26 protein-coding genes and 2 pseudogenes are annotated in these 25,785 nt (G+C 55.1%); 17 read left to right on the forward strand and 11 right to left on the reverse strand.

The features are described 5' to 3' along the window. Positions 1-131: 131 nt before the first annotated feature. Positions 132-419, reverse strand: a complete 288-nt coding sequence (locus N8E89_RS10630; RefSeq protein ID WP_262259851.1) for a hypothetical protein — start codon at positions 417-419, stop codon at positions 132-134. Beyond that, entirely contained in the window at positions 352-627 is a 276-nt protein-coding gene (locus N8E89_RS10635) for a hypothetical protein (RefSeq protein WP_262259853.1), read from the reverse strand. The genes N8E89_RS10630 and N8E89_RS10635 overlap by 68 nt, the downstream gene beginning before the upstream one ends. 305 nt (positions 628-932) lie before the next feature. On the opposite strand from N8E89_RS10635, the gene N8E89_RS10640 reads away from it, so the two are divergent. Continuing rightward, positions 933-1,367, forward strand: coding sequence for a hypothetical protein (locus tag N8E89_RS10640; RefSeq protein WP_262259854.1), 435 nt, complete (start codon positions 933-935; stop codon positions 1,365-1,367). On the opposite strand, the gene N8E89_RS10645 is transcribed toward N8E89_RS10640, so the two are convergent. Beyond that, positions 1,297-1,635, reverse strand: a complete 339-nt coding sequence (locus tag N8E89_RS10645; protein WP_262259855.1) for a hypothetical protein — start codon at positions 1,633-1,635, stop codon at positions 1,297-1,299. The genes N8E89_RS10640 and N8E89_RS10645 overlap by 71 nt on opposite strands. An 800-nt stretch (positions 1,636-2,435) precedes the next feature. Between N8E89_RS10645 and N8E89_RS10650 the strand changes: the two genes are divergently transcribed. From N8E89_RS10650 to N8E89_RS10670, 5 genes are all read left to right on the forward strand, one after another. Continuing rightward, positions 2,436-4,097 carry an AfsR/SARP family transcriptional regulator gene (locus tag N8E89_RS10650; RefSeq protein ID WP_262259856.1) on the forward strand — a complete coding sequence of 554 codons (1,662 nt, stop codon included), beginning with the start codon at positions 2,436-2,438 and terminating at the stop codon, positions 4,095-4,097. Between the two features lie 408 nt (positions 4,098-4,505). Beyond that, positions 4,506-4,754 carry a hypothetical protein gene (locus N8E89_RS10655; protein ID WP_106664452.1) on the forward strand — a complete coding sequence of 83 codons (249 nt, stop codon included), beginning with the start codon at positions 4,506-4,508 and terminating at the stop codon, positions 4,752-4,754. 124 nt (positions 4,755-4,878) lie between these two features. Next, positions 4,879-5,379: a hypothetical protein gene (locus N8E89_RS10660; protein WP_106664451.1), complete on the forward strand. Its 501-nt coding sequence runs from the start codon at positions 4,879-4,881 to the stop codon at positions 5,377-5,379. A 75-nt stretch (positions 5,380-5,454) separates the two neighbouring features. Next, positions 5,455-6,711, forward strand: coding sequence for a YcaO-like family protein (locus N8E89_RS10665; RefSeq protein ID WP_162707223.1), 1,257 nt, complete (start codon positions 5,455-5,457; stop codon positions 6,709-6,711). An 8-nt stretch (positions 6,712-6,719) separates the two neighbouring features. Beyond that, on the forward strand, positions 6,720-7,457 hold the full coding sequence (locus tag N8E89_RS10670) for a TfuA-like protein (RefSeq protein ID WP_106664449.1): 738 nt from the start codon (positions 6,720-6,722) through the stop codon (positions 7,455-7,457). A 379-nt stretch (positions 7,458-7,836) separates the two neighbouring features. Here the strand turns inward: N8E89_RS10670 and N8E89_RS10675 are convergent, their stop codons facing one another. The 3 genes and pseudogenes from N8E89_RS10675 to N8E89_RS10685 form a co-directional block, all read right to left on the reverse strand. After that, positions 7,837-8,073 (reverse strand): hypothetical protein, encoded by a 237-nt coding sequence (locus tag N8E89_RS10675; protein ID WP_106664448.1) that lies wholly within the window; start codon positions 8,071-8,073, stop codon positions 7,837-7,839. Positions 8,074-8,771: 698 nt separating this feature from the next. Continuing rightward, a pseudogene (locus N8E89_RS10680) lies at positions 8,772-9,255 on the reverse strand (hypothetical protein). A 4-nt stretch (positions 9,256-9,259) separates the two neighbouring features. Next, positions 9,260-10,078, reverse strand: a complete 819-nt coding sequence (locus tag N8E89_RS10685; protein ID WP_106664445.1) for a helix-turn-helix transcriptional regulator — start codon at positions 10,076-10,078, stop codon at positions 9,260-9,262. A gap of 677 nt (positions 10,079-10,755) precedes the next feature. Between N8E89_RS10685 and N8E89_RS10690 the strand changes: the two genes are divergently transcribed. The 4 genes from N8E89_RS10690 (at position 10,756) to N8E89_RS10705 (ending at position 17,315) form a co-directional block, all read left to right on the forward strand. Next, positions 10,756-11,649 (forward strand): hypothetical protein, encoded by an 894-nt coding sequence (locus tag N8E89_RS10690; protein WP_146147793.1) that lies wholly within the window; start codon positions 10,756-10,758, stop codon positions 11,647-11,649. Between the two features lie 112 nt (positions 11,650-11,761). Further along, positions 11,762-13,786 (forward strand): hypothetical protein, encoded by a 2,025-nt coding sequence (locus tag N8E89_RS10695; protein WP_112760631.1) that lies wholly within the window; start codon positions 11,762-11,764, stop codon positions 13,784-13,786. Positions 13,787-13,873: 87 nt separating this feature from the next. Then, a complete protein-coding gene (locus N8E89_RS10700; protein WP_410010370.1) occupies positions 13,874-15,967 on the forward strand; it encodes a type I secretion system permease/ATPase in 2,094 nt (697 codons plus the stop codon). Between the two features lie 10 nt (positions 15,968-15,977). Continuing rightward, positions 15,978-17,315, forward strand: coding sequence for an HlyD family type I secretion periplasmic adaptor subunit (locus N8E89_RS10705; protein ID WP_106664602.1), 1,338 nt, complete (start codon positions 15,978-15,980; stop codon positions 17,313-17,315). 70 nt (positions 17,316-17,385) lie between these two features. Here N8E89_RS10705 and N8E89_RS10710 read toward each other — a convergent pair whose 3' ends face one another. Beyond that, positions 17,386-17,529, reverse strand: a complete 144-nt coding sequence (locus N8E89_RS10710) for a DUF1127 domain-containing protein (RefSeq protein WP_106664441.1) — start codon at positions 17,527-17,529, stop codon at positions 17,386-17,388. A gap of 211 nt (positions 17,530-17,740) precedes the next feature. Between N8E89_RS10710 and N8E89_RS10715 the strand changes: the two genes are divergently transcribed. The 7 genes from N8E89_RS10715 to N8E89_RS10745 all read left to right on the forward strand — a co-directional run bounded on the left by N8E89_RS10715 (position 17,741) and on the right by N8E89_RS10745 (position 23,513). Continuing rightward, on the forward strand, positions 17,741-19,051 hold the full coding sequence (locus N8E89_RS10715) for an amidase (RefSeq protein WP_106664440.1): 1,311 nt from the start codon (positions 17,741-17,743) through the stop codon (positions 19,049-19,051). A gap of 15 nt (positions 19,052-19,066) precedes the next feature. Then, a complete protein-coding gene (locus tag N8E89_RS10720; RefSeq protein WP_245448797.1) occupies positions 19,067-19,483 on the forward strand; it encodes a Dabb family protein in 417 nt (138 codons plus the stop codon). Positions 19,484-19,488: 5 nt separating this feature from the next. Then, entirely contained in the window at positions 19,489-20,745 is a 1,257-nt protein-coding gene (locus tag N8E89_RS10725; protein WP_162707222.1) for a glycerate kinase type-2 family protein, read from the forward strand. 81 nt (positions 20,746-20,826) lie between these two features. Continuing rightward, positions 20,827-21,021, forward strand: a complete 195-nt coding sequence (locus N8E89_RS10730) for a hypothetical protein (RefSeq protein WP_106664438.1) — start codon at positions 20,827-20,829, stop codon at positions 21,019-21,021. A gap of 410 nt (positions 21,022-21,431) precedes the next feature. Next, positions 21,432-21,854, forward strand: coding sequence for a hypothetical protein (locus N8E89_RS10735; RefSeq protein ID WP_262259867.1), 423 nt, complete (start codon positions 21,432-21,434; stop codon positions 21,852-21,854). Positions 21,855-22,196: 342 nt separating this feature from the next. Beyond that, positions 22,197-22,394 carry a hypothetical protein gene (locus N8E89_RS10740; protein WP_112760630.1) on the forward strand — a complete coding sequence of 66 codons (198 nt, stop codon included), beginning with the start codon at positions 22,197-22,199 and terminating at the stop codon, positions 22,392-22,394. Positions 22,395-22,493: 99 nt separating this feature from the next. Then, positions 22,494-23,513, forward strand: a complete 1,020-nt coding sequence (locus N8E89_RS10745; protein ID WP_262261879.1) for an LLM class flavin-dependent oxidoreductase — start codon at positions 22,494-22,496, stop codon at positions 23,511-23,513. On the opposite strand, the gene ureG is transcribed toward N8E89_RS10745, so the two are convergent. The 4 genes and pseudogenes from ureG to N8E89_RS10765 form a co-directional block, all read right to left on the reverse strand. Then, positions 23,496-24,119, reverse strand: coding sequence for an urease accessory protein UreG (gene ureG, locus N8E89_RS10750; protein WP_106664435.1), 624 nt, complete (start codon positions 24,117-24,119; stop codon positions 23,496-23,498). The genes N8E89_RS10745 and ureG overlap by 18 nt on opposite strands. After that, a pseudogene (locus tag N8E89_RS10755) lies at positions 24,116-24,809 on the reverse strand (urease accessory protein UreF). The gene ureG and the pseudogene N8E89_RS10755 overlap by 4 nt, the downstream one beginning before the upstream one ends. After that, a complete protein-coding gene (locus tag N8E89_RS10760; RefSeq protein WP_106664433.1) occupies positions 24,778-25,269 on the reverse strand; it encodes an urease accessory protein UreE in 492 nt (163 codons plus the stop codon). The pseudogene N8E89_RS10755 and the gene N8E89_RS10760 overlap by 32 nt, the downstream one beginning before the upstream one ends. Then, complete coding sequence (locus N8E89_RS10765) at positions 25,266-25,778, reverse strand: DinB family protein (RefSeq protein ID WP_106664432.1); 513 nt, start codon at positions 25,776-25,778, stop codon at positions 25,266-25,268. Before N8E89_RS10765 ends, N8E89_RS10760 begins: the two co-directional genes overlap by 4 nt. Between the last annotated feature and the right edge of the window lie 7 nt (positions 25,779-25,785).

The following is a 25,785-nucleotide window of genomic DNA, read 5'->3' on the forward strand; positions in this document are numbered from 1 at the left end:
GGCTGAAATGTCTCCATGTGGCTGTCACAACGGCGGAAAGCGTCCGTAGCCGCGCTGTTCCTCGCTGTCGTTAACCGAAAGGGCCGGAAATGCGGCGCCCGGATGTTTCCGGGCGCCGCAATCAGAAGCGATCAACCGAAGTCGAAATCGAAATCGAAATCTATGTCGGCATTCTGTTCGCCAACTTGATCCTGATCGACATCTACGTCGACTGTCTGATCCTGATCGACGTCTACGGCGTTCTGGTTGGCTTGGTCGACATCGTTGTCGGTATCATTGTCGTTGTCGGCGTCGCCATCAGCGTCGGCATCAGCAGTCGCATCGGAATCTGCGTCGCCATCAGCATCAGCATCAGCGTCTGGCGTCGCTATCATCATCCGCGTCAGCATCAGCATCAGCGTCGTTGTCGGTATCGGCATCCGAATCAGCGTCCGCATCAGCGTCGTTGTCCGTGTCTGCGTCCTGATCGGAGTCGTTATCGACGTCCGAATCATTGTTATTGTCGATACCGACGTCAGAGTCCTGGTCGGTATCGACGTCTACATCCAGATCCTGGTCCTGGTCGAGGTCCTGATCGATGTCTGCGACAAAGTCGAAGTCAAAATCGTTGTCTTCAAAATCACCCATCTGCTTACTCCCACATTTGAGGAAACCCGCTCCATCGAACCAACCCCCGGAGCGGATCGATGGTCATGACGCGTTTCAATGCGGTCATTAGGCAACCATCGATGCGATTCAGGATGTCTGTTCAAGGGGATGGAAAAAAGCTGCCAATTGGCATTCGACCGAACCGGCAATACCGCAGGCTCAGGGGCTCGTTCAGCTGTGCTGATTAGCTTATCAACCTGGGCTGAATGGGTTATCTAATTGGGTGAGGGTTAACCTAATCCGGTGACGCCCTTCGGTGTTCCGGGCTTCCGGGAACCATTTAGGTGACCTCCCAGCGTCGGCGTTCAGGCGTCGATGTCGCCCAAGTCAACGACAACATCGATATCGCCATCAATACCGGCGAGTTCGTCAAGGGCGACGCCAAGGCTGGTGGCGTCATCATCATCCTCTCCATCGACGATCGCGCCCACTATCGCTCCTACAAGCGAAGCCACGTCGACATCGACATCGGCGTCGAGATCGTCCCGGACTTCCACGTCGACATCGATGTTGTCGTCGCTTTCGGTGTCCTGGTTGACTCCCACTTCAAAACTGTCCTCGTCATCGTCGTCCACGTCGACATCCGCATCGCTTTCTATTTCGATATCGTCCTCGACATCGATGTCTATTTCGACGAGTATCTTCCCGTCATCGCCTTCGCTGACTTCGACGTCGACTTCGATTCTGCTCATCAACTTCAGGCCTTTGATCAGTATTGATATCGACGGCCCGGCCGCTCGAGCCATCCGTGTCACTATCAACGTCTGCATCCTGATCAAGCTCGCCGTCTTGATCGAACTCAGTATCGACTTCGACGGTGACGGGTTGTGAACCGATGATTGTCACGTCCGTGTCGACATCGTCGTCAAGCTCGGAATCCTGGCTGACGTCGATTTCGAGGTCATCTGCATCGTCGTCCTCGCTGAAGTCGATATCGTCCAGGTCCTGATCAACCATCGTGTCGTTCTCGTCTTCGTCAGGTTCCATCGCACGTCTCTCCATTGCGTGGCCGTCGGCCAGCCTGAGTGAGGCAGGGTCCCATCTTTCGAAGAGCACGCATAGATGCCAAGTTTGGCGATGCCGCATAGCCGTGGATGCGGTAATAGAGCCCTCGGGATTAGCTCAGCGGTAGGTGAAATCGCATTTTTCGTGTCAAAACGACCCGATAAGCTTAATCCCTACGTTTGCGATATATCAGGAAACGAAAGTGATCGAAGATCATTTGCTGATCGAACTACTTTGGAAATCTTGGCTGGATTCCTGCAGGTTGGCGGTCCGCGGTCCGCTGCGCCACCGCCCTGGTTTTCGCTGTCGTGAAAGCGCAGCCTCGCTTTGAAAATTGAGCTCCTGTGCGTAGCCGGCTTTCCGACGAAGAAAGACTGGCGGTTGATCGGCTCGTTATAGCCGCATCAAGCTTTTCCGCCGAAAATTAGTTTCCAGCCGAAAGAAACCGGTTTCACCCAACGGTCGAATATTTGCACTTGTAGTATTTTTGTTACCTTGTCCGGACATTCTGACAGCGGGGGCCCGCCGCGAAGCGGCGCATTTCGACGCTGGTTGTTGAGCGGCAAAACGCTGGAAATTATGGAGATTGGGGATTTTAACGGGAAAAATACTGCTAAAATCAGCAGAAACTTAATTCGTATTTATTAGACTTTTTGCTGATGCCCCCTATAGAGAACTACTTCAAGCTATAGTAGAGTTAAATTGCAAGAGGCATGGAACTAACTGGAATAGCAGGGCATAGGCATATAGAAAATCAAATATAATCCGGGGTTTAGGTCGGAATGAAGCTGGCGGTTTTTGGAGAGGCAACTGTTAGTCTGGGCGGACAACTCGTCCCGCGTGTACCTGCGAATTTTCTTCGCATCATCGTCTATTTGCTCTTGGCGAACGACAACCATTCCATTTCCCGCGGAAAGCTTTCGCAGGTCCTCTGGTCCGACACGGACCAGGCACACGCCTCGATGAACTTGCGCCAGAGCCTGGCGCGCATCCGCAAGTTCCAGGAACAATACGGGTTGAACCTCATCGAGGGCGACGCGACCTATGTCTACCTTAACCTGTCGCAGGTGAAGGCTGAGCTTCTCCGCATCGATCTGCTCGAATATATTAATCTTGCGCGCAAAGGCGATATCGAGTCCGTCCTTGGCCTCTGCGAGCTCTACACGGGCGATCTTCTCGCCCAGAATGAACCGCAAAATTCCGATTTCGACGAGTGGCTGGATGTGGAGCGCGTCAGGTTACGCGACGATCTGATCACGATGCTGCTGGGAATGGTCAACAAGCCGGCGGGCGTCAGCATCGATGAAAAACGCCAATGTGCCCGCAAGCTGATCGAGATCGACCCCTATCAGGAAGTCGGCTACCGAACCTTGATGCAGACAGCATCGCAACTGGGCCTGATCGCCAAGGTTGAGCGGACCTTCCGCGAATGCACGAAGAAGCTGCGCGACGATCTTGATGTAGAGCCGGAAGAAGAGACGATAGAGCTCTATCAGCAGCTCTTGCCCAAGCTCTCGCCGACGACGACGCGTGCGCTCGTCATGGCGCAACCGAGCGTTGCCCTGCGTGGCAACGGTATCGAAATTCAGACGCCCCATTCGATCCTCGCTGCAAATCAGATCGAGCAGAACCGGCAGGCAGGCCTGCCGAGGGTCATCGTCCTATATCTGCCGCACAATGCATCGGATCCGATGGAGCAGCTTGCGGCCTCGCTGGTCGACGATATCACCATCGGGCTTTGCCGCCTGCGCACGCTTTCCGTCGTCGCGCCCTATACATCGAGCAGGGTGGTGAATGAATCATCCATCGACAGCTTTGGCGGACTGAGTGAACAGTTCGGTGTGAACTACGTTGTCGACAGCAAGATCGTTCGCCGCGACGGCTTCTGCTTCCTGTCGGTCAAGTTGATCGATGTAGCCACTCAGGAAATCGTCTGGGCCGAGAAGCAGAAATTCGATTATGTCCTGCCCGAGCAGCAATACCGCCAGCTGTCGATCCGCATCATCCTGTCGGTCGTATCGGTCATCGAGAAGTCGGAACTCGACCGCTACAACAAGCTGTTCCAGGATCCGAATGCGTACTACTGGTATCTGATCGGCAAGCGCGAGATCGACAAGTTCGATCTTCCGAAATTGCGTCAGGCACGGCAGTCCTTCAAGAATGCCTTGACCGCCTCACCGGATTTCGTGCCGGCGCTGAGCGGTATCGCGCGGACGATGCAGAAGGAGTGGCTGATGCTGGCGCGCAGCGAAAAGGACATCCTGCTTGAGGGCGAGCAGATCGCCAAGCGCGCTGCACCGGCCGATCCGGACGACGAGCGCCCCTTGCGTGAGCTCGGCACGATCAGCATGTATCTTGGCAAATTCGACGACAGTCTCGAATATTTCGACCAGGGCGAGATCCATCAATCCGCAACATGCCGATCTACTGGCGGACTATGCTGATGCGCTGACGCATTATGGTTGGCTGGAGCAAGCTGTCGAAAAAATCCGCCAAGCGATTGCCCACAATCCGCTGGCACCCGATTATTATTACTGGGTGGGAGCTGGTGCTCTTCACGCGTTGGACAGGCATTCCGAAGCGGTCGCATTCATTGAAGAGATGAAAAATCCTCGCGTGGCATCCCGACTTATGGCTGCATGCTGGGCGATGCTTGGCGAACGCGAAAAGGCAGATGAGTATCGGAATTTGGCGCTCGAAGATAATCCGAACTTTCGGATTGACGAATGGACCAAGAGCATGTGCCTCAGATTACCAGAACAACGCAAGAAATATGAGACTTCGTTGCGGGAAGCTGGCTTCCAATAACACTTATCAAATCAACGGTTCTTCACTCAACAGGGGGCATCTTCATGGCGAAATATTTCATTATCGGCGAGACGGGCGAAAAGGAATTGTGGCTCGTTGATATCGACAGCCGCACAGTCACGCCGGTTACGGAAGCGTCACTCAAGAGTTCTACGGGGGCTGACTCTAACTTGTTGCAAGAAATAAACAGGGCCCGGACGACTGGTACTACAACAGTGAAGGGCATTAACATTGCCATTGCCGCGGGCACTCGGACTGGAGCAAAGGCGCAATCCTACGTTGTAGATGATTAAGACAGAATGGATATCTACACGAAATATATGGGTAAGAAATAATTAAATACTCTGGTTTCATTGACGTATGCAAGAATTGGAATAACCTTTCCGCGTGGGCTCTCCTCTTGGAAAGGTTATTCGCATGGCAAAGTTTTACATCATTGACGAACCAGAGACGAACAAGCTTTGGCTTATTGATCTGGAACAGCGTAGCGTCGAATGTCTCGACAGAGATGTTATAAATTCAACTGGCAGGGCAGGCAGCGATTTCCTTGCGACGATAGGCGGTCAAAGAACCATCGTTGCGGACAATGTACGGAGCGATCCTTCGGAGCGGGCTTACTCGTTTGATGGCCGTAGTGATCCCTCGGAACGCGCCTATTCGTTTGATGGCCGTAGTGATCCCTCGGAACGCGCCTATTCGTTTGATGGCCGTAGTGATCCTTCGGAACGCGCCTATTCGTTTGATGGCCGTAGCGATCCTTCGGAACGCGCCTATTCGTTTGATGGCCGTAGCGATCCTTCGGAGCGTGCCTATTCGTTTGATGGGCGTAGCGATCCCTCGGAGCGGGCTTACTCCTGTGATGGCCGGATCAATCCGTCGGACAAATCATTTTCAGCGGGTCCCGCTGCGATAAACTGAAGAATGTTGTAAACAGCTATCCGGAGTTCGGATGGTTTTGTGATGGGTGCGTATTTGCGGGCTGATGGAGTGGCAATGAAACCATTGGCCGGGATTCCGGTTCCTGACCGGCTGGTGGCAGACGAAGCGAACCTTCGTTCTGCTTTCCGTCCTGACGAACCTTCGTCGACACGACTGATCGATGCGGACGAAACCGTAAACCGGTTGCGGCCACATTTTTCTCGTTTGGGCATCGTCCGGATGGCCGAAGTCACCGGCCTCGACCGCATTGGCATCCCGGTGTGGATGGCGGTCCGGCCAAACAGCCGGACTCTCGCCGTCAGCCAGGGAAAGGGCGTCAGTGCGGCCCATGCCCGCGCCTCGGCCGTAATGGAAGCTGCTGAGATCGCTATTGCCGAAGATATACCGCTCATCTCTTTCGCCGCAAGCCGCCGTGAATTGCTCGACGCTGGGCATTCGGTATTTGACGGCCGCATGCTGTTGATGCGCGGTGCCGATGAGCCCGGGCCCGACGTGGCCGACTATTGGCTCGAAGGTTTCGACCTGTTGAAGCAGAAGCCGGTGTTCGTGCCGCGCGAGCTTGTCTCGCTCGATTTTACCTCGGCGCGGCGATCCTTCCACTATTGCCAGTCGACAGACGGCCTCGCCTCAGGCAATTGCCTGTTGGAGGCGGTTATTCACGGATTGTGCGAGCGCGTGGAACGAGACGCGACCGAGTTGTGGCGTTTCCAGCGCGACACGGGCGTGCAGGCGCACTGCGTGGATCCGGCCGTTTTTGCCGATGGCAGCATTGACTGGCTGGCGGAGCGTATCACCGCTGCAAACTTCGTCCTGCGCCTGTTCAACATGACTTCGGATATCGGCCTGCCGGTGTTCATGGCGACGATCAGTCCGGCCACGCAGCACGGCACTTATCTGCACTTCGACCTGGCTGCCGGTTATGGCTGTCATCTTTCGCCGCGTGTTGCCGCCATGCGGGCGATCACTGAGGCGGCGCAGACGCGCATCACCAATATTTCTGGCGCGCGCGATGATTTCGACCCGTCGGAATATCACCAGCGTCTCGCGCCCGATCTCGGCGTTTATATTCACGCAGAACCTGCCGGCCACTGGCGGTTCGAGGAGCCCGAGCTGCATCTGCGCGCCAGCCTCGAAACCTACCTCGAACCGCTGCGCCAGCGCGGCATTGGCAGTGTCGTCGCCGTGCCGCTTGGCGGTGAGGACTATGGCATGTCGGTCTGCCGCGTACTGGTCAATGAGCTTGAAAGCCCGGCGGGCACGCGCAAGCATCGCTTCGGCGGACGTGGTCTTAACGCCATGTTGCGGCAATAGGAGCGGTGATGAAGATCCTGTTTGCAGGTCCAAGTCTTTCCGGAACTGAGTTCGTGCCCATGCGCACCGGGGAAGACCGCGTCCTGTCCGAGTATGCGCTGACCTGCCGTGGTCCGGCGAAATGCGGCGACATTACCCATGCGGTCGATCAGGGCTTTCGCGTCATCGGTCTGGTCGATGGCCGGTTCGAAGACGTCGCTGCCGTCTGGCACAAGGAAATCCTGCACGCGTTGTCGGCGGGTGCTACGGTTTATGGCGCTGCCAGCATGGGAGCCTTGCGCGCTGCCGAGTGCCATCCCTTTGGCATGATCGGCATCGGCACGGTGTTTGAGCGTTACGCATTTGGTGGCTTGGAAGACGATGCCGCTGTGGCTCAGGTCCATGCGCCGGCCGAGTTCGGCTATGTTGCTTTCAGCGAAGCGATGGTCACTATCGACGCTACGCTTGACGCAGCATTTGCCGCCAGAGCGATTACTGCCGAGGAACATGGTTTCATCCGCGCGAAAGCCGATGCTGTCTTTTTCAAGGAGCGCACCTGGCGGCGCATCTTCAACGTCGTGTCGCCCGACATCGATGGGGCGGCCGAACGGCTGAAGCCGCATATCCGCAATATCAAGCGCGAAGATGCAGAGGCCTTGCTCGATGTATTGCTCGACCGCAACAGCGTGGCGGCACCGGAACTGGGTTCCGATTTCGCCGGATGGCAGTTCAATGCAACGTCGCAATGGCGCAAGCTGAGGGTTTAATCAGGACTATTGAGGGCGTTCTAATTGCGCCTAACCCCAATTAATTATTCCAATCCATGGAAAATGTGCCGGAAATTGCATCCGAGTCACGCTGACGTAACGGGGGGGGGCCATAATCTCAACCCGTGGTCGCAAGTTTAACGCATGAAAACAAAAACAAAAAAAGCATTCAAGCGTGTGTGGGAGCAAGCGGGCAGTCAGTGGGGGACCTACGCCGGAATTCTATAGTTAGTAAATTAGAATTTCGGCGTAGCACTGCCTCCATCGGACCTTAATCAATTCGGCTCCATCCCAATCCCGACAACGCACAGTAACCATTTTACGCGCGTTCTAGCGCGTTTCACGATTCAGGCTGTGTGGAAAAACCGTAGGCGGGATACTACTCGGATTGTTCGGTGTGATCATCACCGGCGGCAAGCCATTGTACCAGGATGGCTACCGACATCGGCCCAAGATTGGGTATCAACGTCAGATCCAGCTGCCTGGCCCAGGCACGCTCAGGCTCCCAGTCGGGTGGCATATTCCATGGAGTACCGCCATATTCGATCCAGAGTGCATTGACGATCCGTGAATGCACAGTCTTTGATGGGCAAAATGTCTGCAGACGGTTGCGCATAAATACCCTTGGGCAAATGTTGCGTGAAATTGCATGTTGGTGTGGCCGTGGGCAGGGCCGGTGCTATGCTCGGCGGTTGCCCTTCGCGACGGATCCTGGTCTGCAACGGATGAACGCTTTGCCACATGTGGCCGGGTTAATACCCGCCAATGCCTGGAACTGAACGATGTACCCGGCAATCGCTGAAATGATAGCCGCTGCTCCGGCGGAAAAGCGGCTTATTAGCGGCGTGTTCTTCTTCCACTGTTCAATCAGTGGTTCTGGTCTGTACAGCATAATATAGGCCCCCCAACGACCTTTCATTTCTCAAACGCAACCCTGCCGCTTCAGCGCGAAGCGAAGGATCTTACTTGTTGGATCGTGCCCGTATGGTCAGCGATCCGCATAAATCTTCTTCCCCCAAGAAGTACCAAAATAAGTTATTCAATATAAAATTGGTTTTATCCAAATTAATGAGAACTATATTTTGGATTTTCCTTATTCGCACTCAATTTGGTTCCGTATCACAAATAAGTTATAGTATATTGCCTTTTCGTCAATAATTAATAGTGATTAAAACCGGCCGCAAACACGTAGCGATAATTATTGATGGCCGCGAAGGATTTACTCCCATGCTCCGACGGCGACATCGATTCCGGTGGCGTTGCCGTATGGCATTGTTGGATTTTGACATTCAACCTGCCTCGCCGCAGCACGGTTCAGACCTGAATATTTTTTTGCTTGATGAACGACCAGATGGACCTGTTCACTTCGATAATCGCATCGATCGTTGCTTGAATGCGCTGCAGCTCCTCGTCGTCGAGCGCTTCGACCTTTCCGTATTTCAAATTGTCATTCATGTCGACGATCCGCATCAACTGCGTCGACGCCATGACGCCCGATCTCGTCGAACGAATAAATGCAATGGTTGTATTTGTTGCGCAGCCTTTGCTCGCGTGTCATCCGGCTGGTGATTTCGAGAACCGCGGCTTTCGACTCCGGCGTCGTAGAGCTGATCTTTGCCAACCGTTCGAGCAAATCAATGCGCGCTCGCGTCGTGTTCAGCGTCAGGAAAATGACCGTCGCCGCTTCTTTGTTCGTGTTGAGCAGGTGGGCAATCAGGTAGATGAACAGGCTTTCGGTGTTCGTCCACGTATAGTTCAGTTTGCCCACCAGCATCAGTACGTCATTGATGCGGGACATCGCGTTAGATGGCCTGACCCATCGCGTAAGTGTTTTCCGGTCGCACGATCGGCGTACCGTACGCTTTAAAAGGGGGCCGGAACTCCTCCTGGTCAATGCTATCCCGGTAAACTGCCGCCGCCTGGGTACGATTGTGAACACGCAGTTTGCGAATGAGATTGTGCACATGCACCTTTACGGTGTGTTCCGAGAGCGCCAGGCGATCAGCGATGATCTTGTTCTGCAAGCCCTCCGAAAGAAGCTCCAATATCTGATGCTCGCGGAGGGTCAATGTCTTCATTGGCCCGGCACCGCCCTTTGCTTGATTGTTGTGCAAGTGCGCCTTGCCGGCTGCTGCCTTGTCCATTGAGCGCACGATGGTGGACGGATAATATTCACCGCCATTCAACAAAAGCCAAACCACGGCCAGCCAGATATCGAGTTTCAGACTGAAGGGAAGAAGCCCCTGCACGAGTTTGCTGTCAAACAAGGTGTTGAATTCATGGATACCGGCATTGTTTTCATCAATCATGAGCGTGATGGAAGCGTTCGGGAAACGTTGCTTGCATCGCGCTACACAATCAGGGAGATCGAAGACGAAACCTGCGTGGGCATGCACAAGTACAAGGCCCGTTTCAGCGTCAGTTTCATCGGACTCTGCAAGTTTGCTCGACAAGCTGACTTTGAGATCCGGGAATGTTCTCTCTAGTGATTGGACCAATCCCTGAAAAACGACGCCAGATTCGGCATAAATGAAGATGCCAGTCCTGAATTTTGTTTCATTGTCATTCTTCGACCCAAGTTGAAGATGGTTCGATACTGTACGCTGTGTTGTTCCACTCATAATTTTCCCCTATACCCTTTATTGAGAGAAGTATTTTCTCTCCGGATTTGTGTTCTCTTATTGTTTTTTATTTGGGTAAGTTCTTTCTATTCAGTTTTTATGCGCTGCCTAAACCCAACTATCCGTGTTGATTACCAAAGAATTAATAAATCGCGCGTGACGTGGCCGTGACCAGGCAAAAACCTAGCATTTAATTGGGTTTATGAGGTCCTCGAAGCTCGCGCCAGAGCATTAAACACTCGGTCCTCCGGCTGGTTTTCTCGACAATATTAACTATGGGCAGCAAGGCTTTTTAATCCTTCGAAATCAGGTTCCAAGGCGCCCGCTCCGAAATGCTCTTGAAACGATTGCATTTTTTTGACTTCAGAGGTGAATACCCGCTGATCACAGCCTAATCCCGCACCTAAACAGAATTGGTAGCTTAACGTCTGGCCGCTTTGGGATTAACGTTACAAGGCTTGGGCGCATAGTTGTGTGTGGGGATGTCCAAGTAGTAATCCCGTGAAAAAAACAAAATTGAACACCATTGGCAAATAGTATCCAGAATCACGCTGGTGCTATGTAAATAAATGACGTCTGTTTTCAAAAAAAAGCATGCGGCGCTCGCAATATAACCTCGTTTGAAATGCATAGAGGTTCTTGCTGGCTCCGACCACAATAAAATCGGAGGGCTTTTTATGAGTAACGGTAAGAACAACAACTACAATTTCCACCCGGGTGGCGATCCGTCAGCGAGTGCAGATGCCGATGCATCAGCGGTGGCTGCCGCACTGGCCCTTCAGTTACAGGGGCAAGCTCAGGGGCAACTGGAGGCTCAGGGGCAGGGGCAAGGACAGGGGCAAGGCCAAAGCCAGGATCAGCATTCAAGTTCGGACAATTCGAACTGGAATGGCAACGGTAACCTCAACGGCAATGGTAACCTCAATGGCAATGGCAATCTGAATGCCAATGGTAATCTGAATGCCAACCTGAATGAAAGTGATAACCACAATACCAATACCAACACGTCGGAGACGACCGTGACTGTTGATGTTGGCGTGAACTTGGATGGGTATCTGCCTACTGACAATGATTTTGCAGATCTCGATCTGATTAATACCAATTTCGACAACATGTTTATCACTGACTCCGGCAGCATCAACTTCGATCCGGGCAACGATGTCGACTTCTCGAACATCTTCAACAGCGCGTTTAACGGTGCGGGTACGAACACCGGATTTGCTGTTAACCAGGTGGCAGATCTGGTCGACAATGACGAGCTCGCTCACGTCAGCCAAGACAACTCGGGCAGCGTAACGCTGAATGCAACCGGGGGTGCTGCGACAGCGGGTGATGGTATCGGAGCTGGTGGCGATGGTGGTTGGGACAGCTGGTTTGGCAACGACGGCGGCGGCGCACATGCCGACGACGACTTGGCTGGTTCCAGTGCAGCAAGTGCTGCAGCCAACATTACATCGACAGCGTTTACGCAGGAAATAGTTCTCGGCGCCAATCTGCAGCAGAACGCTTTCGACGCTACCGTTATCAACGGAACCTACACGCACACCACCATCAGTGGCGACAGCGAGTGACGGTAACACGCAGGCATTCTGCCTGAATTGACATTGGTCTGCGCAATCTTTGCGCAGACCTCTTTGTCAGCAAGGTGGCGGATTGCCGTGAAATTTAGCGGGGACCATCATAATGCTCGGTTTTGGTGATCAGATTTCAGAATCGATTGCTCACTTCATAGGCTATTTTCATACATCCATTGAGGCTGCGAGAGCACGGTTCGAATACCGTGAATTCGAAACGACGCCAGCGAAGGAGCCGGACTTCAATGACATCCTTTCAGTTCAAACCAATCCGACCCAGTATTTGAATCCCGGATCATTTGAACCGGATATACACTACGCTCCGCCCGTGTGGTCGCCGCTTGGTCAGCCGGCCATGCCATGGGTAGATATCGATACGATTGAAATGGATATCTCAGGACACAGGTCCCCGCAGCCCCTGCCGAAGCACCACGCTTCAAGCTCACATCATCCAAATCCACATAGTGTCGAGCAGGAACCGTTCGTTGGGCCAGGCCCTTCCGAGACATCGCTTGTCCTGAAGCAAACCAATCATATGCAAGACAACGACGTCGTGATCATGGGTGACCACGCCCCCGTTAATATCGACTTTGTTGATGATGCGGCCTTTGCGCATTTGTCCGCCAATGCTTTTTCCATTTCGGAGCCGTTTTCGTCAGCTTCCATCCCGGCTTCTGGGGTTGAGTTGGCCCAATTCTTCGCAAATCAGTCGGCGTTTATCCACGCAGCAGCGACAGGACCGCTGGCCCAGACGCCTGGTGTAACGGTGGTCTCCGCGCCCACGATCGATGGTCTCTTTGTCAATGGTTCGCAAGTGGCAGGTCCACCGAGTTTGATCGATGCAATCCCGGAAGCCATCAAGCAAACCGATCACAGCAGTTCACAGGCGACGGTGACGACAAGCCAGCCGGCGGTGATCAATGGGACCGACATTGTAGGCTCCATAACGGTTCAGGCCGGCGCCAACCTCATGGTAAATGAGGTGGTCCTGCAAAGTCTCGATACCGTCAGCGCGCATTTTGCCGTCGCAGGCAACTACTGCCGCATTGATGTTGTCATTCAGACCAATGCATTTAGCGATGTGGACACGTTCCAGAACGGTTTTTCGGCTCAGCAGTCAATGTGTCAGCCATCGACCAATGCAATGAACATTGCCAACTTCGTTCATCAGGTTGACGACCTGCAATCGGCGGATGCCTCCGGCAACGCTTCAGCATTTCCGCAAAACTGGCAGATTACGCTCATCAGCGGCGATCTGATCCAGATGGATTGGATCTCCCAGTACAGCTTCATTTCCGACAATGACATGCATGTGCTTTCGGCGACCGGTGCCTATACCACAATCATTACCGGCGGAAACATGGCAATCAATTCGGCTTCCTTTGCCGACCTTTGCACTTCCTATGATCTCGTGCTCATCGGCGGCGATTATTACGATGGCAATTTCATCTTCCAGACCAATATCCTGTTCGACAACGACACATTCACGTCGGGTGGCGCCGCGAACAATTACGATGGCGCTTTGTCGACAAGCGATAACCTGTTGTGGAACGCCGCCAGTATCCAGAATGGGGACACCATCAATTGGGTGAGCGGTCTTCCGGACCATTATCTGCAGGCTATGAACGGGCTTGCGAATGGCGATTATAAAATGCCCGATGGTTTCCACCATGATCAGAATTTCCAAGGGTTCGAAGGCCTGAGCGTTCTTTTCATATCCGGCAATGTCTACGATCTGAACTATATCGAACAGGTCAATATCCTCGGTGATGCGGACTACGTTGCACACTTTGAAGACGGGATCCTGACCGCTTCATCCGATACAGTATGGGATATCAGCACGGGCTCGAACGCTTTGATCAACGTCGCCGTGATCGTCGATGACGATACGCACGGGGAGGGCACGTCCTATGTGGGAGGTGCCGTTTATTCTGACGCCATATTGATCCAAGCCGAAATTATCGTTTCCCAAACCGCAATACCTGCGACCGGCCAAAGTCAGCCGCTGGCAAATGAAGTGGTGGCGTTTCTCGACCATGAAACGGACGCGCCGGCAACAAACGACCACGCCGCTCCTATTCACGTTCCGGACACCACCCACTCGGTCGATGTCATGCAAACGGTTCTCGCATAGGAACGATGATGCGCGGAGGGAGCGAGAAGCATGAAATATGACGAGCAGGCCGAAGTGCGGTCCACATCCTCGAACGCGCCGCAGGCAATGGCTGCCCGCGAAGAACTCGATGAACTGCTGGCCGAAATGGAAAGCACGATTACCATGCTGTTTCGGCAGGAGACGGATACCGACCTGCCTGTCCCGCCATTGCCAGTAAAAGTCGCCGAAGCGGCAACTGCGGATGCAACGCCCATCCTGAACATGGTCGAACCTGCGGCGAGTGAATTGGTGGTTGGCGAGACCCCGGCCGATTCGGTGGACACCGCGGTAGAGGAGCCGGCAAAGGCTGCGAGCGCTCCCCACTTCCAATCCACAGCCGCGAACACCGCTGCTGCAGAAGTCGGGAAGGTCATTGAAGGTGATCGCGGGCCGCTCAGGATTCGGGAAACCGGCCATGGCGGCGGCTTTCACAAGCGTACTGCAGCGGTCAGCTTCAGCGACAGCTTCAACAATGGCGTCAGGGCCGTCCGTAAGAACCTTGTCATCGTCATGGGTTTCACGGTCTTTCTGAACGTCCTCGTCCTGGCAATCCCGATCTATCTTTTCCAGATATCCGACCGCGTCCTTACCAGCCGTTCGACCGATACGCTGATCATGCTGACGCTTGTCATTGTCGGAGCCGTCGTTGTTCAGGTCGTGCTCGATGCGATACGCCGCTTCATTCTTATGCGCACGGCAGTCGAGGTCGCGGTGCAACTGGGTGCGCCGATCTTGAGCGCTGCAGCGCGCGCTTCGCTCAACGGCAACGGAAAAGACTATCAGGTGCTCGGCGATCTGCAGCAGCTGCGCGCCTTCCTGACTTCGGGCACGCTGCTGTCATTTTTTGACGCGCCGATTGCACCGATTTTTCTCTTGGCAGTTTTCCTGGTGCATCCACACCTTGGCTATATCGTCGTGGTCTCGTCACTCATTCTCATCGTCATTGCCTTCATCAATCAGCGGGCAACCGCCGCTTCCTTTGCCGAGGCGACCAATTATCAGAGCCGGGCCATGCTGCATCTCGACTCCATGTCGAGGAACTCCCAGATTATCAATGCGCTGGCGATGATTCCGGAAGCGGTACGCATTTGGGGCCGCGACATGGCAGGGTCATTGCGTTCGCAGGTCAAAGCCCAGGATCGTAACATCGTCTTCGCCACCATATCCAAATGCTCGCGCTTGCTCACGCAGGTCGCCATGCTTGGTTGGGGTGCACATCTGGCGATCGACGGGCAGCTGACGGGTGGTATGGTCATCGCCGCGTCGATTATTGCCGGTCGTGCGCTCGCGCCGATCGAAGGCGCGATCGAGGGCTGGAACAATTTCATCCAATTCCGTTCGGCTTTTGGCCGTATCCGCAATCTTTTGCAGACTTCGCCATTGAACTTTGAACGCTTGCGCTTGCCGGACCCGCAGGGCCGACTTGACGTGGATCGAATTCTCTACGTTCCGCCCCCCAATAAGAAAGTCATTTTGAACGGTATTTCCTTCACGCTGATGCCCGGCGAGTCCATGGCGATCATCGGCAATTCAGGTGCCGGGAAGACCACCCTCGGCAAAATGCTGGTTGGATCGATCTTGCCGACTTCTGGAAGCGTTCGTCTTGATCTGATGGACTTGCGAAACTGGGATCAGCGGCAGTTCGGTGAAAACATCGGCTATCTTCCACAGGATGTGCAGCTCTTCCCCGGTACGATCAAGGCAAATATCGCCCGGATGCGCGACGATGTAAGCGACCAGTCGATTTTTGACGCTGCGGTGCTGGCGGACGTTCACGAACTGATTGCAGGCTTTCCGCAAGGCTATGAGACCGTCGTTGCTGCCGATGGCGCACCTTTGTCCGGAGGCCAGAAGCAGCGCATTGCGCTGGCGCGGGCATTCTTCGGCAATCCGACCCTCGTTGTGCTCGATGAGCCCAACTCCAATCTCGACTCCCAGGGCGATGCCGCCCTTACCAAAGCCCTGTTTCATGCAAAGAAGCACAAGATAACCGTCGTGACGATCACCCAGCGGCCGGCTCTGCTCAACTGTGTCGACAAGATCATGGTTCTGAGCAACGGCACGGTGACGATGTTCGGTACGCGGGCAACAGTGATGGAAGCACTCTCACGCAAGAACAAAGAGGCGGATTCGGTTCCAATCATCCGAGCCGCCGAATAGGTGAATGGCGATGGCCGCATCAAACATAATGAATAACCTGGAATGGTACGACGGCGTTCCAAGATCAATCAGGCCCTATACAAAATTCGGGATAGTGCTGATCTTCGTCTGCTTTGGCGGCTTCGGCACGTGGGCTGCAACCGCACAACTTGCAGCTGCAGTCATCGCGCCGGGCAGCTTTGTAGCCACAGGCAAGAACAAGGTCGTTCAGCATCTGGAAGGCGGAATTATCAAGGAGCTGCTGGTCCGAGAAGGTGACCGTGTCAAGGAAGGTGATGACCTTGTCCACCTTGACGAGACAGCGCCGCGCGCCAATTCGCAACAGCTGTTCCTGCGCCAGGCGCGTCTTGAAGCAATCCTCGCCCGGCTTCATGCCATTGTCCACGGCGAAGATCGCTATCAGCCGCCGAAGATCATCCTGGAGAATATGGCCAATCCGGAGATACGTGCCGTCAACGATAGCCAGAGCGACAATTTCAATGCGGCCCATGCAAAATATGCCAATGAACTCCAGATGATGCAGCGCAATATCTCGGCGCTGGAATTCCGCCGCATCGGGCGTAATGCGCAGATTGATGCAACACGTAAACAGGTCCTTCTGCTCAATGACGAGTATGAGGCCAAGTATTCGCTCTATAGAAAAGGGCTCATGGCCCGCTCTGAGGTCAGCGTTCTCGAACGCGCCATAGCGGATGGCAACGGCACGATTGCGCGGCTTGACGCAGAAATCCAGGAAGTCAACGCGCAGATCGAGAAATTCCAGAAAGAAATGATACAGACGAAGGATACCGAAAAGCAGGCGGCGCTTGATGAGGTCCAGAGCGCCGAAGCCGAACTCGACACCGTACGCGAGCAGTCGCGCCAGGCGGAAGATATTCTGAGCCGCACCGTGGTCAAGGCTCCCGTTTCGGGCACGATCATCCGTCTCTATTATCATACGCCGGGCGGGGTCATCGAAAGCGGAAAGCCGATCATCGAGATTCTTCCCGCAGGTGTACCGCTCATCATAGAGGCGCAGATCCCCCGCATGCAGATCGATGAGGTCAAGGAAGGCCAGGTGGCACATGTGCGCCTGAGCGCGCTCAACCAGCGCACGACGCCGATCATCAACGGCCGGGTCGACTATGTGTCAGCCGATTCCGTAACTGACGCCACAAGCAACCAGAAGCAGGAGGTCTATCTGGCGCGTGTCAGTATTCCTGCGGACGAGCTTGCCCGGATCCATGGCTTTACGCCAACGCCCGGAATGCCGGCGGATATTCTCATCCAGACTCACGAACGTACATTCTTCGAATATCTTGCAAAGCCGGTGATCGACAGTATGTCACGCGCCTTCAGAGAATCCTGACCCGGGTCATCCCTCTGACAAATGGCGGCCGCGGGTCGCGAACGCCATTTGTCTGAATTCCATTGTGCAGTTAATTGCAGGCTTGCCAGGCGATCCGGCGAATATCGGTGCGGGCAATGCCAAGATCGGCAAGATTGCGATCGGTGCAAAGGCGCAGTTCGTGCAGGTTCTGCCGGTACTGACGGTACTTTTGAATACGGTGGCGAAGGCTCATGGTTCATACCCCTTTATGTTTTTTTGCCCTCCCTGAAACAAAATATGCAGTGAGTTGTATCGATTGAAAATTGCCGTTGTTGCAAGGCAGCATTGATGTTGCTGCATAGCAGCAATCGGCCGGCGCGGCCCCGGGTTTGACAGGCTTTCATTTCCGGACCGCTTCCGGCTATAAAAGATCGGCTGATATCGACCCCTCTCAGGATAGAAAAGTGCCCCAACACAAATCATCTGCACGCGACAGGCTCGAACAAATCCTGACGCGACTATCTGCACGCGCCGCTGATGAGCGCGTTTTTGTCAAGCTGTACTTTGAGACCGCACGTCTTGAGGCGGATGCGGCCGACAAGCGCATGGCGGACGCGGCGCTGCGCGGGCCGCTCGACGGCAGGATTGTCTCGATCAAGGATCTGTTCGATGTCGCCGGTGAACCGACACTGGCCGGTTCGATCATTCGGCAAACTGCAGCGCCCGCAACCATCGATGCAGTCGTTGTCGAAAGATTGCGGGCAGCAGGGGCAATCATCATCGGGAAGACGATCATGACTGAATTCGCCTTCACCGCCGTCGGGCTCAATCCGCACTATCCCGTTGCAGGGAATGCCGTTGATCCGCGCCGGATTGCCGGCGGGTCATCGACTGGCGCGGGCATCTCGGTGGCGGAAGGTACGAGCGAAATCTCTATCGGATCGGATACCGGTGGCTCGGTCCGCATTCCGGCAGCACTGAACGGGGTTGCGGGGTTCAAGCCCACAGCAAGGCGCATACCACTGCAAGGCGCGTTTCCCTTGTCACCAAGCCTCGATTCCATCGGCCCCCTAGCGCGTTCCGTTTCTGATTGCGCGGTAGCCGACTCCATCATGGCGGGGGAGGCGGTTGGCCTTCCTGAACCGGTCTCGCTGAACGGCTTGCGCATCGGCGTGCCTCGCAGCCAGTTGCTTGACTCGCTTGAGAAACCGGTTGCCCATGGTTTCGACGAGACCCTGAAGGCCTGCGAGAAGGCGGGGGCTCTCATCATCGAATGCTCAATCGACGATCTGATCGATGCAATGGCTGACGCCACTTCGGTCGGTTCGATTGCAGGCATTGAAGGCAGCCGGGTTCATGCCTCCTGGCTGCACGATGACACACTGGATGTCGACCAGCGGGTAAGGCGGCCGCTTCTGCGCCGGTTGAGTGTTTCGGAGTCGGATTACATCAGCGTGATGCAGAAGCGGCAGGCGCTCGTTCGGCAAATGGATGAACGCATCGGCAATTTTGACCTGTTTGCGATGCCAACCGTACCGATTGTGGCACCCTTGATCGCCCCGGTCATGGATGATGACGCCTTCTACAAGGAAACGGAATCTCAGCTTCTGCGCTACACGCAGATCGCCAACCAGTTCGACCTTACCGCGATCAGCCTGCCCATGCCGGGCATGCAATTGCCCGCCGGATTGATGCTGATAGCGCAGCATGGCGCGGACCGCCGGCTCCTTGCTATGGCCTTGTCCGTGGAACAGCTTCTATCCAAATCGGTATAGTCAGGCGATTTGCCGGTGTTATTTTTAGGGCGGGTGGAAATAGCACTCGCAATTTCCGGCAATCTCGTCAGGATGCGCACCGGAAGTTACCCCCTTTGCAATAAAGAAGAGGCCCCGCCCGTGATCCGCCATTGTGTATTTCTCCGTTTTCGTGACGATGTGCCGGCGAGTGAGCGGCAATCCATCTACCTTGCCCTTGAGGCCCTCTGTGCAAAGCTGCCAGGTGCAAACGCGATTCAATGGGGTGAGAATGTCAGTCCAGAAACCGGGATGGACAAGGGCTTCTCCGAAGGGTTTATCCTCGACTTTGCCGATGGCGCCGCTCGAGACGCCTACCTCGTTGATGCCGAACACCAGACGATAGCCAGGAATATCGTGTCGTCGACTGTGGGCGGTGCTGAAGGTGTTATCGTTTTTGATATGGAAGTTTGAGACCGATGCAGGATAAGGAATTCTTCAAAAAACTCTTTCAGGCCGCTGTCGATGCAGCTGATCCGGAGCTGACGATTGCCGCGCATCTTCCACCAAAGCCGAAAGGCCGGACGATTGTGATCGGAGCCGGCAAGGGTTCGGCGCAGATGGCCAGCGCGTTCGAGAAGGTTTGGGACGGCCCGCTCGAAGGCGTCGTTGTTACCCGTTATGGCTTCGGCGCAGCGTGCAAATACATAGAAATTATCGAAGCGTCCCATCCGGTTCCGGACGCTGCCGGCCTTGTTGCCTCAAAACGTCTGCTTGAAACCGTGTCCGGTCTTACCGCAGACGACCTGGTTGTGGCGCTGATTTCGGGCGGCGGTTCGGCGTTGCTGCCGTCGCCGCCGGAAGGCATGACGCTGGAAGACGAGATAGCGGTCAACAAGGTTCTGCTCGCATCGGGCGCCCCAATCTCGGCAATGAATGCGGTGCGCAAACATCTCTCCACGATCAAAGGCGGGCGGCTCGCCGCTGCGGCCCATCCTGCCCAGGTATTTTCTTTGATTGTTTCCGATATTCCGGGGGACAATCCGGCGTTTGTCGCTTCTGGCCCGACGGTCACCGACGAAACGACGCGGGAAGATGCTCTTCGGATTGTCGAGCGTTACAATCTCGATTTGCCGAAGGCAGCGCTGGCACGTCTACATTCGGACAAAGCCGATGCTCCCAAACCTTCCGACGCTCTCTTTGCCGGGCATGAACATCATCTGATTGCTTCCGCCGCGGTCTCGTTGGAAGCAACTGCCAAGGCAGCGCGCGACCTGGGCGTCGAAGCGGTTATCCTGTCAGATGCCATCGAAGGCGAAGCGCGCGAAGTCGCCCATGTTCATGCGGCGCTCGCCAAACAGGTTCTGTTGAAGAACCAGCCATTTACAAGGCCAGTCGTGATTCTTTCTGGCGGGGAAACGACCGTGACCGTCCGTGGTAAGGGCAAGGGCGGTCGCAACAGCGAATTTCTTTTGTCGCTTGCCCTCGATATCGACGGGGCGGATGGCATCAGCGCCTTCGCGGCCGACACCGATGGGATAGACGGATCTGAAGACAATGCCGGTGCGTTTGCGGACAGCACCAGCATTGCGCGGCTGCTGGCAAAGGGTCACGACGCTTCGGCCTATCTCAACAGCAACGATGCCTGGACCGCGTTCAACGCGATCGACGACCTGTTCGTGCCGGGTCCCACCGGCACAAACGTCAATGATTTGCGCGCCATCTTAATTCGCTGAACGTTTGCCCGGATTGACGTGGTATCGCCACGATTGGATGGTCAACCGGAAACCGATTCCCTCCATGCAAAGGAAAATCGAATGCGAACTGCACTGCCCCTGGTTGCCCTGTCCCTCGTTCTTCTTGCGGGCTGTACCACAGGACCAAAGGTAACCGCCTCGGGACCCTCGCCGGCCAAGGACACCTATTATGTTCCGCCACCCAAATCCTTGACGACGCGGGCAACGGCTGAAGCTGCCGCAAAGGACGCGGCGAAGCCCGCGGCTGCACAGTAACCAGATACCCGTTCTTTAGCGCCGCCTTCGATTTGAGGGCGGCGTTTTCGCGTCAAGGGATAACCACTGGGAGGGGTTTGGCGAGGCCGATGCAGTCCCATCGGACGAAGTCGAGTGAAGGTGCCTGAAACAACAAAACCCACCGCGGGAGGAGGTGCGGTGGGTTTCGTTGGTTATGGAGGGCCTTCTGGGAGGAGAAGAGGCCATCCGTTTCGACAGAGCCGGGAGGAGGTGACGCTGTCGAAAATTCCTGATCTGAGAATAACTCAACTCGACTGATTTAATATAGACAATATTGCATAGCAGCATTGCGTTTGGTGCATTGCAGCATTTGCCGTCCGTCACGCTCCAATCACGGGCTGTTGACTATGCATAGGGAACGGAACCAGTCCCCAATCCGTTAATAATCCATGAACGAGGCAAAAATAGCGATAACCGCTGGGGCCTCTAAGTGTGATCGGGAGGGGCGGGCAATGCAATTTTATAGATCATCTATCCCCATTCTGGCTGCGGCGCTCATAGCGTCTACTGCTGCAGTGGCTCCGGTGCATGCATTCAATATCAAGAACCAAACGGAGGCATCTACGGAGAGTACTGACGTCAGCAATGAAAGGTTTCAACAGGCGGCCGTGCTCGAAGCACGGGCCTATATCTGCGGAACTGACGAAGCCAGTGAAGCTGCCATGACGGCGGGAATGAAGGAGACCGGACTGCCGGAAGATATAGCGGTCGAAATTGTCTCTGATCTGGCCTCGGGAATAATCGACAAGGCAGAAGAGACAGGCTCGAGAGCTTTATGCGGAAAAGCGAAAGTTCAACTTTCAAATTTCTAGCAGGGATTGTTCGATGGTCAAATTAAATATTGAACACATCCAGGCACTTACGTATAGTTTTGTAAAATTTTAACAAAATTTGATAGAAGCGCTGCAGGATCACAGATATTTGAAGCAATGTCTGGGCTTTTCAAACCAGTTGTTTTGCTATTAATGTGAGATATAAAGTCATATCGCGATCAGCAAGCACAATTAACCATCGACAAAATTTTCCACGAAAGTATCGCGGAATTTGTTGATAAGCACATTGGTCGCATGGCTATTGCCTGCACACTGATGCGAGAACGTTTGGTGCGAGGGGTAGTTCACCATTGCGGTTCACGGGATATGGGAGAGAACAGCATGAGCAAGAGAGCAAAAACACTGGAAGCACTGAAAACGGAGCTCTCGAAATTGTGCACGGTTGCAGACAATGAAGGTTTCGAAATGATCGCCTACTTTATCGAAACCGCAATTCGCGAGGCCGATGAGCAATTGTCGCAGGAAACCCGTGCTGTCGCTGGTCTCGAACTGCGTCTGCAATCGTCACGCCCTGTCTAGCTCTCGCAATCTCTCCCATTCAATCAAGCTTCAATATTTGTGAATCATGAAATCGCCTGCGCTCATTGTGCGCGATAGGTGCTTGCCTATATGAAGCCAATGACCCCTTTATCTGTCCTCGACCTTTCACCGATTACCGCTGGCAGCAATGCCGGGCAATCTCTCCGCAACTCGCTCGATCTTGCGCAACATGCAGAACGCCTCGGTTATAATCGCCTGTGGCTCGCCGAGCACCATAGTATGCGCGGAATTGCCAGCGCCGCGACGGCTGTGGTGATTGCCCACGTGGCCGCGGGCACCTCGAAGATTCGCCTCGGTGCGGGCGGTATCATGCTGCCAAACCATTCCCCGCTGATGGTCGCCGAAGCCTTCGGTACACTTGCCTCTCTTCATCCGGACCGGATTGATCTCGGCGTTGGCCGCGCACCCGGTACGGATCAGATCACCGCCCAGGCCCTGCGGCGCAATCTGGATCAGGACATTAACGGTTTCCCGCAGGATGTGGTTGAACTGCTGGGCTATTTCCGCGATCCCGAACCTGGCCAGCGCGTTGTCGCCGTGCCTGGAGCGGGGCTCAAGGTGCCGGTGTGGATACTGGGCTCGAGCCTGTTCGGTGCGCAGCTCGCAGCGGCGCTCGGCTTGCCCTATGCCTTTGCGTCGCATTTTGCCCCGGCGGAAATGGAGCGCGCCATCGAGATCTACCGCACCCGGTTCGAGCCGTCCGAATACCTCGACAAGCCTTATGTAATGCTGGGCCTCAATGTCTTTGCGGCCGAGACCGATGCCGAGGCGAAGCTGCTGCAAAGCTCGCAACAGCAGGCTTTCGTCAACTTGCGTACGGGTAACCCCGGCCAGCTCCCTGCGCCCATGGAAGGCTATGAGGAAACCCTGGACCTGCATGCCAAGGCGATCTTGCGCCAGGCGCTGTCATGCACTGTGGTCGGCTCACCGGAGACCGTCAAAGCCGGTGTCGAGGATTTTATCCAGCGCACGGGTGCGGATGAAATTATGGTGACAGGACAGATCTTTGATCACACGGCGCGAATACGCTCCTACGAGATTCTTGCCGAGGTCATGATCAAGCGACCTGAAGCCGCACCCCTAAGCCGCTTGGCGTAAGCCACCTGCTGCCTCGATGAAAGCAATGACTTCGTCGAGGCCGTTCCTGCGCAGCATGTCGGTAAAGACATAGGGCTTGGCGCCGCGCTGAATCCTGGTATCGGCGTCCATAACGTCGAGATTTGCCCCGACATATGGCGCCAGATCCTTCTTGTTGATGATCAGCAGGTCTGACCGGGTGATGCCGGGCCCGCCCTTGCGCGGTATTTTCTCGCCCTGGCAGACGGAAATCACATAGATCGTCAGGTCGGCGAGATCGGGCGAGAAGGTTGCCGCCAGATTGTCGCCGCCCGACTCGATGAAGACGATATCGAGATCTGGATGCCGCTTGTTCATCTCGGCGATTGCCTGCAGGTTGATGGTTGCATCCTCGCGAATGGCGGTATGCGGACAGCCCCCTGTTTCCACGCCCATGATGCGGTCTTCGGGCAGCGCCTGCAGCCGGTTGAGGATCAGCGCGTCTTCCTTGGTATAAATGTCGTTGGTGACGACAGCAATGGAATAGCGGTCACGCAACGCCTTGCACAGCATCTCGGTGACAGTGGTCTTGCCGGAGCCGACTGGCCCGCCAATGCCAACCCTGAGCGGTCCGTTTTGCGAAATCATGAGCGAAATACCCTCGAATATTGTGTTTCATGTTGCATGGCCATGATGTCGGACATGATGGTCGCTGAGCCGAGATCATCAAGATTCAGAATCTGCCGCCTGCGCAGCGATCGTTATGATCTGCATTTCCATCGCTGCCATCAGGGCGACGCCGTGGCTTTGACCGAGCGGTATTAGACGGACAGCACCCTGAATAAGGTTCGAAAGAACCGCATGCAGAAACGCCGCTAGCGCAGGCTTCAGCGAAACGCCGTTGCTGGCAGCAATGGCGGCGACGGCGACGGGGTAGGGCATGTCATCGGCGAAGGCGGATTCTTTTACGCCCCAATGCCGTATGGCATGCAGGAATGCGTTGCCTTGGAGCATGGTTTCCATATGCCGTTCTTTCGAACCCGCCATGGCTTCGCCGAGTTCGGCGATGTGCTGGAAATCGACACCGCTGTCCGACGCCCGCCAGCTTGCCGCAAACAGAACAGCGTCATTCCACACCGAACCGTGGTGCATCAAATCGTACAGCCAGTTCTGCAGTGAGGTCTTGTCATGGATCAGTCCGTCATGCACGGCCCGCTCGATCCCGTGGCTATAGGAAAACGCCCCGACCGGGAAGGCCGGGGAGAGCCACGTCATCAGGCGCAAAAGCGCCGCGTTTGGGTCAAGGTCAGTCATCGGCGTGATGATGGTGGTGCTCATGATCGTCATGCCCATGCGAATGGCCGTGCCCGCTGTGATAGGCTCCGCGCAGCGGATGGAATGGAGCGGTGATCTCGATAACTTTGGCGCCGAGCCCTTCCAGCATCCCTTTTATGACGTGATCTCTCAAAATGACGATGCGATTCTCTTCGAGTTGAGCCGGCAGATGCCGGTTGCCGAGGTGCCAGGCCAGTTCCGTTAAATGCTGCCGGCTGCGAGGAGTGATTTCGTAGAGCGACTCATTGGCCGCAATGATCTCTGCCATCCGCCCGTCTTCGAGAATGAGCACATCGCCATGGCCGAACGCGATCGCATCAGGCAGATCGACAAGGATTTGCTCGCCCCTTGATAAGGTCAGCACCTTGCGGCGCAAATGCCGCTCGTCATGGGCAAGCACCACATGATCGAACGCCGTGCCGTGATAATGTCCGGCGTGGCCGTGATCCGTCACTCGCTTCATTTTGGGTTTTCCGGGTTGAAATCGTGGTTCATGCACAGGAAGAAATCGATTGGCGGCGCGTGGCCAGTCAATTGTGACAGCAGCGTATGCACCTGCCCGCGATGATGGGTCTGGTGGTTGAAAATCTGTGTCAGGCAGCGATCGAGCGTTGAGATATAGGGCTCACCTTCGGTGGTGATCCAGCGAAAGACTCCCGTGAGCGATGCTTCATTCATGCCCTCGATCACGCCGACGATGTGATCATCGAGCGCAATGCGGGCGGCATGGAGGTCGCCGAAGTTGTCGTGCAGGATAACGTCGAGCGATGGAATGGCATAAAGGTTGCCGGTAAAACGCCCGAACCATAATTTGTCGATCGCCAGAATGTGGTTGAGCGTGCCGTGGACGGATTTGAAGAAGGCGCGCCGGTCCGCGAAATAGTCTTCCGGGTCGAGTGTCGCGACAGCCGCGTAAATTCGCCCATTGGCCCATCTGTTGTAATAGGCGAGGCGCCGAAAATGGTCTTTCATTGCATTG

Origin of the sequence: Phyllobacterium sp. A18/5-2, assembly GCF_025452215.1 — a bacterium.
In the GTDB taxonomy this organism is placed as follows: Bacteria; Pseudomonadota; Alphaproteobacteria; order Rhizobiales; family Rhizobiaceae; genus Phyllobacterium; species Phyllobacterium sophorae.